Annotated in this window: 15 protein-coding genes; all 15 read left to right on the top strand. The window is 33.8% G+C overall.

Features of this window, described 5'->3' with window-relative positions; translation table 11 throughout:
• Nucleotides 1–51 precede the first annotated feature (51 nt).
• The 15 genes from ACZ446_RS03140 (at nt 52) to ACZ446_RS03210 (ending at nt 11,874) form a co-directional block, all read left to right on the top strand.
• Nucleotides 52–324, top strand: a complete 273-nt coding sequence (locus tag ACZ446_RS03140) for a BMC domain-containing protein (RefSeq protein ID WP_089716137.1) — start codon at nt 52–54, stop codon at nt 322–324.
• 21 nt (nt 325–345) lie between these two features.
• Nucleotides 346–1,176, top strand: a complete 831-nt coding sequence (gene pduB, locus ACZ446_RS03145) for a propanediol utilization microcompartment protein PduB (RefSeq protein WP_464393690.1) — start codon at nt 346–348, stop codon at nt 1,174–1,176.
• A gap of 50 nt (nt 1,177–1,226) precedes the next feature.
• Entirely contained in the window at nt 1,227–2,897 is a 1,671-nt protein-coding gene (locus tag ACZ446_RS03150; RefSeq protein ID WP_464393691.1) for a propanediol/glycerol family dehydratase large subunit, read from the top strand.
• Nucleotides 2,898–2,915: 18 nt separating this feature from the next.
• On the top strand, nt 2,916–3,584 hold the full coding sequence (locus ACZ446_RS03155) for a propanediol/glycerol family dehydratase medium subunit (protein WP_464393692.1): 669 nt from the start codon (nt 2,916–2,918) through the stop codon (nt 3,582–3,584).
• A gap of 23 nt (nt 3,585–3,607) precedes the next feature.
• On the top strand, nt 3,608–4,117 hold the full coding sequence (locus ACZ446_RS03160; RefSeq protein ID WP_464393693.1) for a diol dehydratase small subunit: 510 nt from the start codon (nt 3,608–3,610) through the stop codon (nt 4,115–4,117).
• A 23-nt stretch (nt 4,118–4,140) separates the two neighbouring features.
• Nucleotides 4,141–5,982: a diol dehydratase reactivase subunit alpha gene (locus ACZ446_RS03165; protein WP_464393694.1), complete on the top strand. Its 1,842-nt coding sequence runs from the start codon at nt 4,141–4,143 to the stop codon at nt 5,980–5,982.
• The gene (locus tag ACZ446_RS03170; protein ID WP_464393695.1) at nt 5,975–6,511 is read left to right on the top strand and encodes a glycerol dehydratase reactivase beta/small subunit family protein; all 537 of its coding nucleotides are present in this window, start codon (nt 5,975–5,977) and stop codon (nt 6,509–6,511) included. The genes ACZ446_RS03165 and ACZ446_RS03170 overlap by 8 nt, the downstream gene beginning before the upstream one ends.
• Nucleotides 6,512–6,545: 34 nt before the next feature.
• Nucleotides 6,546–7,145 carry a BMC domain-containing protein gene (locus tag ACZ446_RS03175; protein ID WP_464393696.1) on the top strand — a complete coding sequence of 200 codons (600 nt, stop codon included), beginning with the start codon at nt 6,546–6,548 and terminating at the stop codon, nt 7,143–7,145.
• A gap of 14 nt (nt 7,146–7,159) precedes the next feature.
• Nucleotides 7,160–7,468, top strand: a complete 309-nt coding sequence (locus ACZ446_RS03180) for a BMC domain-containing protein (RefSeq protein WP_464393697.1) — start codon at nt 7,160–7,162, stop codon at nt 7,466–7,468.
• A 73-nt stretch (nt 7,469–7,541) separates the two neighbouring features.
• The gene (gene eutJ, locus ACZ446_RS03185) at nt 7,542–8,369 is read left to right on the top strand and encodes an ethanolamine utilization protein EutJ (RefSeq protein WP_464393698.1); all 828 of its coding nucleotides are present in this window, start codon (nt 7,542–7,544) and stop codon (nt 8,367–8,369) included.
• Nucleotides 8,370–8,387: 18 nt separating this feature from the next.
• Nucleotides 8,388–9,200 (top strand): flavoprotein, encoded by an 813-nt coding sequence (locus tag ACZ446_RS03190; protein WP_464393699.1) that lies wholly within the window; start codon nt 8,388–8,390, stop codon nt 9,198–9,200.
• On the top strand, nt 9,182–9,457 hold the full coding sequence (locus ACZ446_RS03195) for a EutN/CcmL family microcompartment protein (RefSeq protein ID WP_089716148.1): 276 nt from the start codon (nt 9,182–9,184) through the stop codon (nt 9,455–9,457). Before ACZ446_RS03190 ends, ACZ446_RS03195 begins: the two co-directional genes overlap by 19 nt.
• 12 nt (nt 9,458–9,469) lie before the next feature.
• Entirely contained in the window at nt 9,470–10,042 is a 573-nt protein-coding gene (locus ACZ446_RS03200; protein ID WP_464393700.1) for a cob(I)yrinic acid a,c-diamide adenosyltransferase, read from the top strand.
• Nucleotides 10,032–10,448 carry a GlcG/HbpS family heme-binding protein gene (locus ACZ446_RS03205; protein WP_464393701.1) on the top strand — a complete coding sequence of 139 codons (417 nt, stop codon included), beginning with the start codon at nt 10,032–10,034 and terminating at the stop codon, nt 10,446–10,448. Before ACZ446_RS03200 ends, ACZ446_RS03205 begins: the two co-directional genes overlap by 11 nt.
• A gap of 22 nt (nt 10,449–10,470) precedes the next feature.
• Complete coding sequence (locus ACZ446_RS03210) at nt 10,471–11,874, top strand: aldehyde dehydrogenase family protein (RefSeq protein WP_464393702.1); 1,404 nt, start codon at nt 10,471–10,473, stop codon at nt 11,872–11,874.
• The last annotated feature ends 7 nt before the right edge of the window (nt 11,875–11,881 follow it).

An 11,881-nucleotide genomic window follows, 5' to 3' on the forward strand; every position in this document is an offset into this window, starting at 1 on the left:
GGAGCCAAAAATAAATATTTATTAAATTTCGAAATGAGAGGAGGAAAAATAATGGGAAGAGAAGCTTTAGGACTTGTTGAAACTATTGGTTTTGTAGGTGCAATAGAAGCATCAGATGCTATGGTTAAAGCGGCAAATGTTAAATTAGTTGGTTATGAGAAGATTGGTTCAGGTTATATTACAGTTATGGTAAGAGGAGATGTTGGAGCAACAAAAGCGGCTACAGATGCAGGATGTGCTGCAGCAAAGAAAGTTGGAGAAGTTGTATCTGTTCATGTGATTCCACGTCCACATGAAGATGTTTCAAAACTTCTTCCAGAATAAATTGAAGAGGAGGCTTAATAAATGGAAGATAAAAAGATTGATCAACTGGTAAATGATGTTTTAAATAGAATTAAGGAAAGTGAAGCCGAAGCTAAGAGCACAGAAATAGAAAGTGTAGAAAATAATAGTAAAACTGAAGGCGGTGAAAGCAAGATGAATTTAGCTAGTGAAGTAACTGAATTTGTTGGTACTGCAATTGGAAATACAATTGGTCTTGTTATAGCGAATGTTGATCCTGAACTAAGAAAACTTATGGGACTCGATGAGAATTTACGTTCTATAGGTATTTTTGGTGGCCGTACAGGTGCAGGTCCTCAAATATATGCAGCTGATGAGGCAGTAAAAGCTTCCAACACTGAAATTGTTAAAATTGAACTCCCACGTGATACTGAGGGAGGAGCCGGTCATGGTTCTTTAATTATCTTTGGTGCCAAAGAAGTTTCAGATGCCCGTAGAGCTGTCCAAGTGGCTTTAGATGATTTAAATAGAACTTTTGGTGATGTTTATGCTAACCAGGCTGGCCATTTAGAATTTCAGTATACAGCCCGTGCAAGTAAAGCACTAAATAAAGCCTTTAACGCGCCAGAAGGTAAAGCTTTTGGAATTACAGTTGGAGCTCCTGCAGGAATCGGAGTTATTATGGCCGATGTTGCTGTAAAAGCTGCTACTGTTGATGTTATTGGTTATTCAAGTCCAAGCGAAGGAACCAGTTTTAGTAATGAGGTTATATTACAATTTAGTGGAGATTCAGGTGCTGTTAGACAGGCAATTATAGCTGCTCGTGAGGTTGGCATTAAGCTTCTAGGAAGTTTAGGAGACAAACCACAATCAACAACTAAACCATACATTTAAAAATAAAACATTGATATTTAAGTATAAATAATGTTTAAGGAGGGAAAAATGTGAAAAGATCCAAGCGATTTTTAGAATTAGAAAAAAGACCAATCAGTAAAGATGCTTTTATTAAAGAATGGCCAGAAGCTGGTCTAGTTGCAATGGAAGGACCAGATGATCCGAAGCCAAGTGTAAAAATTGAAAATGGTAAAATTGTTGAATTAGATGGAAAAAAACGAGCTGATTTTGATATGTTAGATTCATTTATAGCAGATCATACTTTAGATTTAGATATAATTGAAAATGTAATGTCACAGGATTCTATTGAATTAGCTAAAAAAATTGTCAGTGTAGATGTATCTAGAGATGAAATTAAAAAGATTACATTAGGCATGACTCCTGCCAAAATAGTAGAAGTAGTAGGGAAAATGAATGTAGTAGAAATGATGATGGCAGTACAAAAAATGAGGGCTAGAAAAACTCCTTCAAATCAATGTCACATCACAAATGTAAAAGATCATCCTGCTTTAATTGCTGCTGATGCTGCTGAGGCAGCTCTACGAGGCTTTGATGAAATGGAGACTACAGTAGGTATAGTTCGATATGCTCCTTCTAATGCAATTGCATTATTAGTTGGTGGTCAGGTAGGAAGAAGAGGAGTATTAACCCAGTGTGCTGTTGAGGAAGCAATGGAATTAGAAATGGGTATGCGTGGATTTACAGCTTATGCAGAGACAGTATCTGTATATGGTACAGAACAGGTATTTGTAGATGGTGATGACACACCATGGTCTAAGAGTTTCTTAGCTTCAGCATATGCCTCAAGGGGACTAAAGATGAGATATACATCTGGAACTGGTTCAGAAGCTGAAATGGGTTTTGCGGATGGAAAATCAATGCTTTATTTAGAATCTCGTTGTTTATACATGACTAAAGGTGCTGGTGTACAGGGTATTCAAAATGGTTCAATAAGCTGTATTGGAGTTCCTGGAGCTGTTCCTTCTGGTGTTAGAGCGATCCTGGCTGAGAACTTAATAGCAATGCTTCTTGATTTAGAGTGTGCTTCTGGAAATGATCAGACCTTTACTCATTCCAGAACAAGAAGAACTGCAAGAATGTTAATGCAGTTTTTACCAGGTACAGACTTTATCTTCTCTGGTTATAGTGGGGTACCAAACTATGATAATATGTTTGCTGGTTCAACTCACGATGTAGATGATTATGATGATTATTTAACTCTACAGCGTGATTTAAAAGTAGATGGTGGTCTTCTTCCTGTAGAAGAAGAAGATGTAATTAAAGTTAGAAATAAAGCAGCTAAAGCTCTACAGGCAGTTTTCAAAGAAGTTGGTATGCCAGAAATAACTGAAGAAGAAGTTGAGGCAGTAACTTATGCTCACGGTAGTAAAGATGTTCCTGATCGTGATGTAAGAGAAGACTTTAGAGGCATTGAAGATATGCTTGAAAGAGGTACTACAGGTGTTGAGATTGTAAAAGCACTTGCAAAACATGGGTTTAATGATGTAGCAGATAATGTATTCAATCTTTTAAAACAAAGAATTGCAGGAGATTATTTACATACATCTGCAATATTTGATAAAGATTATAATTGTATTAGTGCGGTAAATGATAAAAATGATTATGCTGGTCCTGGTACAGGATATAGAGTTTCTGATGAGTTATGGGAAAAAATTAAAAATACCAGGCTTGCAAGGGATCCATCTGAAATAGGTGAATAAAATTTTGGAGGTGTTAAAATGCAGTTAAATGAAGATACTATTCGTCAGATAGTTGTTAGTGTATTAGAGGATATGAGCGAAGAAAATAATAGTTCTAATACAAATAAGCAGAATAATTCAATTGCAGTAAAGTCTGGTGATTTTAGTATTCAAGAAATCGGGCTTGCTGAAGAGGGTAAAAGTAATGATGAAGTTGTAATTGCAGTTGGACCTGCTTTTGGAGATAAATTATCAAAGACCATGATTGATGAAAAACATTCTAATATTTTACGAGAAATAATGGCTGGAATCGAGGAAGAAGGATTAAAAGCTAGAGTAGTAAAAAATTATGTTACAGCTGATGTTGGTTTCATGGGACATCAGGCAGCTCAATTAAGTGGTTCAGGTATAGGAATTGGATTACAATCAAAAGGTACAATTTTGATACACCAGAAAGATTTGAATCCGCTTGCAAACCTGGAGTTATTTCCACAGGCACCACTTTTAACTTTAAAAACATATAGACAAATTGGAAAAAATGCTGCCCGTTATGCTAAGGGAGAAAACCCTGATCCTGTTCCAACTCAAAATGATCAGATGGCTCGGCCAAAATATCAGGCAATATCTGCTGTTTTATATAATAAAGAAGTTAAATGTCTTGATAAGGCAAAAAAGGTTGTAGAATTAGCAGTTGATTTTAGTAAGTAATTATATATCAGGAGGTGTAATTTATGGAAAAAGAATTGATTGAATCTATTGTTCGTGATGTTTTAGGTAACTTAGAAAATGATGAAAATATAAGTAAAAAATCATCAAATAAAAGTGGAGGCCTTACAGATAAGGATTATCCCTTAGCAAAGAAGCAGGCAGATTTAGTAAAGACTCCTTCAGGAAAAAAATTAGATGATTTAAAACTACAAAAGTTTATTTCTGGAGAAATGGATGGATCAGAGTTGAGAATAACTGCCGAAACACTTTATCATCAAGCAGAAATAGCAAGGTCAGTTGGTCGAGATCAATTTGCCAAAAACCTTGAAAGAGCAGCAGAATTAACAAAAGTAGATGATGATAGAATTCTTGAAATCTATAATGCAATGAGACCTTATCGATCATCTAAAGCAGAATTAATAGAAATTGCTGAGGAACTTGAAAATAATTATGATGCTGTAATTAATGCAAACCTGATACGTGAGGCTGCAGATGTTTATGAAAAAAGAGAGCGCCTCAAAGGGGATAGATAAGTTAATAAGAGTAGGTGACGACTATGGAATATATTGTTGGAGTAGATGTAGGAAACTCTACTACAGAGGTTGCTGTAGGAAAAGTAAATAAAGAAGAGGAAAACATAGAATTTATAACTGATGGTATATATAAGACTACTGGTTTCAAAGGTACAGTAGATAACATAGAAGGAATAATAAATTCTTTGGATTCTGCACTTGAAAAAGTAAATTTAAAATATGAAGATTTAGATTTAATTAGGATTAATGAGGCTACACCGGTAATTGGTGATGTAGCTATGGAAACAATTACAGAAACAGTTATTACCGAATCAACAATGATAGGCCATGACCCCTGGACTCCAGGAGGAATAGGACTTGGAGTTGGTTATACTACCAGGATAGAAGACATATCTGACTGTAGACCGGGAGATGAATTAATTGTTATCATCCCGGGAGATGTTGATTTTGCGGATGCTGCTGTCTTAATAAATAAAGCAGTAGAATCTGGGATTAAAATTAACGGGGCTGTTGTTCAAAAAGATGATGCTGTTTTGATTGTTAATCGTCTTAATGAGAATATACCAGTTATTGACGAAGTTAAGTATATTAATAAGATACCACTAAATAAAAAAGCAGCTGTAGAAGTTGCCAGGCCAGGTGGTACTATTAATAAACTTTCTGATCCTTATGGTATTGCAACAATTTTTGAACTTAATTCGGAAGATACTAAACATATTTTTCCAGTGGCCCGGTCATTAATTGGTAATCGTTCTGCTGTAGTAATCAGAACTCCAGAAGGAGATGTTGAAGAAAGAAAAATTCCTGCTGGTAAGCTGGTGATTTTTGGTGATAAAGGTAAATCAGAAATCAGTGTAGATTCTGGAGCAGAAAAAATCATGGATTCGTTAGAAAAAATTCAACCTGTAAAAGATGTAAAAGGTGAATCTGGAACTAATGTTGGTGGAATGTTAGATAGGGTAAAAGAAACAATGAGTCAGGTTACTGATCAAAATTTATCTGAAATAATGATTAAGGATATACTTGCAGTTAACACCTTTGTACCTCAAAAAGTAAAAGGCGGACTTGCAGAAGAACATGCAATGGAAAATGCTGTTGGTCTTGCTGCAATGGTTAAAACTTCTCAATTACCGATGCAGAAAATTGCTGATAAACTACAGCAAAAAACTGGTGTAAAAGTTGTCATTGCTGGAGTAGAAGCAAATATGGCAATTCGTGGGGCTTTAACCACTCCTGGTACTGACAAACCATTTGTTATTCTTGATATGGGTGGAGGATCTACTGATGCAGCAATGGTTACAACTAAAGACCAGGTATATTCAACTCATTTAGCTGGTGCTGGAGATATGGTTTCACTTTTAATTAATATAGAACTGGGAATTGATGATTTAAAACTTGCTGAGTTAATTAAAAAATATCCCCTGGCTAAAGTAGAAAGTATTTTTCATATCAGACATGAAGATGGAAGTGTTAAATTTTTTGATAAACCTTTAGCATCTAAATTATTTGGACGAGTTGTTATTTTAACAGAAACTGATATGATTCCGATTCCCACTAAGCATTCTCTAGATAAAATTAGTCAGGTTAGAAGAGAAGCCAAAAATGATGTTTTTGTGCGTAATTCTGAAAGAGCCTTAAAAAGAATTATTCCAACAGGAAATATTAGAGATATTGATTTTGTAGTTATGGTTGGCGGATCTGCTATTGACTTTGAAATACCAACCCTAATATCTAATCGTTTATCTGAATTTGGAGTTGTAGCAGGAAGGGGTAACATTAGAGCAATCATGGGACCACGGAATGCTGTAGCTACTGGACTGGTTCTTTCTTATCTAGATACAGAAGGAAGTGTTAAAAATGGGTGATCATAGGGAAAAACCATCTGTATATATAGCAGTTGAAGACAATTATAAAAACAGTTCTTTCTTAGACTATTTATGCTATGGTTTGGAAGAAGAGGGTATACCTTTTAAAATAATGGATAATAGTGCTGAAAATTTATATTCTTTAGCACATCAAGCAGCTCAAGCTTCACGTTTAAATGTTTCTTTAGGGCTTGGAGATAATAATAAAGTGCTGATTCATCATAAAAAGTTAGAGATTAATGAACCTTTTTTTGAAAAAGAAATAAGAAAAGAATTTCAAGCAAAGGTGATTGCATCAAATGCAGCTCGATTGGTTAAAGGTATACCAATTAAAGATATTCCCTTAGAAATAGATCATAAGCAAAAATCTGTATCTGATATTTTAACTGATTTAGATAACTTTAAGAATATTAGTAAAGATACTAAGAATGAAGAAATCTCTAATTCTGCAAACGAAATAAATGAAAAAAGAATAAAAGAATTAACTAATTATATTTGTAAAAGATTAAAAGATATAGAAAACAAATAATATTGAAGAGGCACTTTTGAGGAAAGGAGGTAATATGTCCCAAAAAGCTCTTGGAATGATAGAAACAATAGGAATTCTTGCTGCATATGAAGCTGCGGATGTAGCATTAAAATCAGCTAATGTTAAACTGGTCGGTTATGAAATTAGTAGGGGTGGTTTAATAGTTATTAAATTTACGGGTGATGTCAGTGCAGTAAGATCAGCTGTTGATGCCGGTAAAACTGCTGCTTCGAAATTATCTAAGGTGTGGTCTTCTCATGTAATAGCCAGGCCTGCTGAACAAATAGAAAAAATGATAAATAGTGAAGATACAATAAACAATAAGAATAAATCAAATAAGAAAGCAGAAAAAAAAGAAGCAGTTGAAAATAATGAATCTAAAAATAAGCTTGAGGATCAGGAAAATAATGAATTAGATAGTGTTCAAAACGAAAAAAATGAAGAAGTAGAAGTGGTAAAATCATCAGAGGAAATAAATAAAGAATCAGAGGATACAGAAGATTCTGAAGAGGTAGAAGAAAAAAAAGAAGAGGATATATGTAATCTCTGTGGAGATCCAGCCTGTCCTCGAAGTAAAGGAGATTTACACACGGATTGTATACATTATGATGAAATTAAAGGTGATAAAGAATAGAAGGGGGAATATTAATGAGTGGCGAAGCTTTAGGATTAATTGAAACTAAAGGATTTGTAGGTGCAATTGAAGCAGCAGATGCAATGGTGAAAGCAGCAAATGTTACTCTAGTAGGCTACGAAAAAATTGGTGGGGGACTAATTACAGTTTTAGTTAGAGGTGATGTTGGAGCTACAAAGGCAGCTACAGATGCAGGAGCAGCAGCAGCTGGTAGAGTAGGAGAATTGGTTTCTGTTCATGTAATTCCAAGACCTCATACAGATGTTGATGGTCTTTTACCAAAAATTGCAAAAGAAGAATTAGATATGCCTGAAATGAAATAAATAATAATATCCCCTTCCTGGCTATTAAAAGGAGGGGGATAATAATATGCTTTAATTGTCTGGAGGGTAATTAATGGATTGCTACATAAAGAAAGCTAATAGAACACTTGAAAAACTAAATAGTTTAATAGAAGAAAAAAATAGTAGTATAAATTATGATGGAGAAATAAAAGCAGGTGTTGATCTTGGAACTGCAAATTTAGTTTTGACACTTGTTGATCAGGATAATAACCCATTAGCTGCCTTAAAAAAATCAGGTAAAGTTGTTCGAGATGGTCTGGTAGTAGATTATATTGGGGCTTTGAAAATAGTAAGAGAAATGAAAAATAAGATGGAAAATATTTTGGGAAGAGAAATTTTATATGCAGCAACTGCTGTACCACCTGGAACTGGGGAAGGTGATGTTGACACCTTCAAAAATGTTGTTGAAGGAGCTGGATTTCAAGTAAGTAATGTTATTGACGAACCATCAGCAGCAGCAACTGTCTTAGAGATTGAACGAGGTATTGTTGTTGATATTGGTGGAGGCACAACTGGTATTTCAATTCTTGAAGATGGTGAAGTGGTTTATACAGCCGATGAAGCAACTGGAGGTACTCATTTAAACCTTGTAATAGCAGGAGGGCTTGGAATTAGTATAGATGAAGCAGAAAAAATGAAAGAAGACCCTAAACACGCAAATGATATATTCCCAATGACAATTCCAGTTATTGAAAAAATTGCTTCAATTATTAACAAGCATATAAAAGATTATAAAGCTGAAACAATCTATTTAGTTGGTGGAACGAGCAGTATTGAAGGAATAGAAAATGTCTTAGCTAAAAAAACCGGCCTTAAAGTAGTAAAACCATCCCATACCTTATTAGTTACTCCTCTTGGTATTGCTATGAACTGCAAATAGCTGGAAGGAGGAATAATTGTGAATCAGATTAGTGAAGATCTTATTAGAAAAATAATTGAGAAAGTAATAACTGCTCTAGAAGCAGATAAAAAAATGAAAATCACTGTTGTTTTTACAGGAGGTAAAATTAAATTTGAAGAATCCTTATCTCAATTGAAAAAAATAGATAATAATTATAATGTAATTTGGAATTTTATTTTCTCAGAATCAGCTAAAGAAATTCATAATCATAATAAAATAAGATGTGAATTTGAACAGCAGATTAGACAAAAACCAATTCAGTTTAATACAGTTAACGAGAATGATTTAATATTGATTCCAGTTTTAACCCGAAACACTGCTGCAAAACTATCAGCACAATTTCTAGATACATTTCTTTTAGATTACATTTTTAGATCATTAATGGCATCTGTTCCTGTTGTTGCAGCATCTGATGCAGCAGATTTAAATGGAGAGGGCTGGCAAAACCTTGGTTTTAATAATTTTTCTGATGCAATTAAGTTAGAAAATCAGCGTCATTTAGAAAAAATTAAGTCGTATGGTATCCAGTTGACTGCTGCAGATAATCTTGCTGAAAAATCTTTTTCAATCTTAAATGGTGATAACAAAAAAATTGTTAATAAGTCGAGTTCACAAAATACTGTTTCTAGTTTAAATAAATCAGATAATAAAAGTATTTATCTTGAATCAAAAGTAATAACTTATAAAGATATTAATCCATTAGCTAAAGATATAGATAAAATTTATTTAAAAAGTAATGCAATAATCACACCATATGCAAGAGAGATAGCAGAAAGAAAAGGGATGATAATATGTTTACAGCAAAAGTAGTTGGAAATGTTGTTGCAACCCAGAAAGACGAATCTTTAAGAGGTTCTAAATTACTTGTTATAAAACCTCTTTTTGGAAAAGCAAAAAAAGAAGATTGTTTCGTTGCAATTGACATAGTTGGGGCAGGAGTTGGAGAAAGAGTCTTAGTTGCCAAAGGAAGTGCTGCGCGTAAAGTTGATCAGTTTTCTGATAGCCCAATTGATATGGCTATAGTTGGTATTATTGATGATATAGAGCTGGATGAAAGTGAGTTCTAGGGAGGTGTAGAAATGTCGATAGCAACTAAACGGGGAGACAAAGGGAATACCAGCCTTTTAAGTGGAGAAAGAATAAAAAAATCTGATCCACAGGTTGAAGCCTATGGAGCTGTCGATGAATTAAACTCGTACCTTGGTTTAATTCGTTCTAAAAGTAAATATTCAGATCTTAATGCTGTAATTTATAAGATACAAAAAGATTTATTTATAGCTGCAGCGGAATTGGCCTCTCTTTCTAAAAAACCTAAAGAACAAATTTCTGATAAACATTTGAATTATATTGAAGAAAAGTTAGATTTATATCAGGTAAAATTTAACTTTAAAGGGTTCACTGTACCTGGAGAAAGTGAAATAGGGAGTTTATTTGATATATGCAGAACCATATGTCGAAAGGTTGAAAGAAGAATGGTTGCAGCCGAAGGTGAAGATTTATTTTACTCAAATACTTTAAAGAGTTATATTAATAGGCTTTCTGATTTATTATATATAATGGCCAGAGTTTCTGATGATAGAAATTTAGTTGAACAGATTACGGAGAAGGTTTTAAAAGTTTTAGCCCTAAAAGGTGATAAAAATGAAAATTAACTTAAAAATTGCAGAAAATATAGCTAATAAATGTTTTGAAAAAGCAAAAGAAATTAATGTTCCTATGTCAATAGCTATTGTTGGGAATGATGGACAGCTTATTTATTTTAAAAGAATGGATGGTGCACTTCCAATTAGTATAGACTTAGCACCTGCTAAAGCTTATTCAGCTTACTCTTTAAGGATGACTACAGAAAAGTTGAAAACTTTAACTGAACCCGGAGAAATGTTGTATGGTCTTGATAAAAGTTGTGACAATATAGTTATTTTTGGTGGAGGTATACCAATAAAATTCAATAGTGAAGTGATTGGTGCAGTTGGGGTCAGCGGCGGTAGTGTTCAAGAAGATATTGAAGTGGCTGATTCTGGAGTTAATTTTTTCGAAAATAGATATACAACTAATTGATTTAAGTAAAGGGGGAATAAAATTGGATATTAAAAAAGATGAATTAAATAGAATTGTAAACCAAGTAATTAGTTCATTAAATAAACAACAGGATAAAATTATTGATCTAAACAAAAAGAATAATGGTATATTTACTAAGATGGATGATGCAATTTCAGCAGCTGTAAAGGCACAAGAATGTTTACAGTTAAACTATTCTATTGAGGATAGAGAAAAGATTATTAAATCTATGCGCGAAGCTGCCGCTAGGTATGTAGAAAAAATGTCAGAAATGACTGTAGAGGAAACAGAGATGGGTCGCGTTGAAGATAAAATAGTTAAAAATAATTTAGCAATTAATAAGACACCAGGGACAGAAGATCTAAGAACTGAAGCCTATAGTGGTAAGAAGGGTTTAACTATTGTAGAAGAAGCACCTTTTGGCGTGATATGTGCAATTGCACCTGTAACAAATCCAACAGAAACTATTATTTCAAACGCTATTTCTATGATAGCAGGTTGTAATGGGGTAGTTTTTAACAGTCATCCAGGTGCAAAAAAAGTTTCTAAGTTTATTATTGAAATATTAAATAAAGCAGTTGTAGATGCTGGAGGTCCAGAAAACTTATTAACTGCTGTAAATGAACCGACTCTTCAAACAGTTGAAAGTTGTATGAAAGATGAGAGGATTGCAATGATTGTTGCAACTGGTGGACCAGGAGTAGTAAATGCAGCCCTATCTTCCGGTAAAAAAGCTATTGGAGCTGGAGCTGGAAACCCCCCTGTTTTAGTAGATGATACTGTGGACTTAAAAAGAGTGGCAAAAGATATAATAAATGGGGCCAGTTTTGATAATAATTTACCATGTACTTCCGAAAAAGCAATTGTAGCTTTAGATAGTATAGCTGATTCTTTGCTAGAAGCTATGACAAATGAAAATGCACAATTAGTATATGATATAAAAGCTTTGGAAAAAGTGATTTTAAATGAAGATGGTTCAATAAATAAAGGTTTAGTTGGCAAAGATGCAGCATATATATTAAATGAAGCAGGACTTAAAGCTAAAAATAAAGATTTGCGTTTAGTTGTAGTAGATGTAGATTTGAAGCATCCATTTGTTCAAAAAGAACAACTAATGCCGGTTATTCCTCTAGTAAGAGCCAAAGATTTTAATGAGGCTATGGAGATGGGAGTTGATATTGAGGAAGGAAATCGACATACCGCTATGATTCATTCTAAAAATGTTGATAATTTAACAAAATTTGCTAAAAAAATTGAAACGACTATTTATGTAAAGAATGCTCCTTCATATGCAGGTATTGGAGCAGGGGGAGAAGGGTATGCCACTTTTACTATTGCTGGTCCTACTGGAGAAGGACTAACTTCTGCTAGAAGCTTTACACGTAAAAGGAGATGTGTTTTAGTAGATGGTTTCTCAATTATTTAAATTTCTA

The organism is Halanaerobium sehlinense (genome assembly GCF_055379485.1).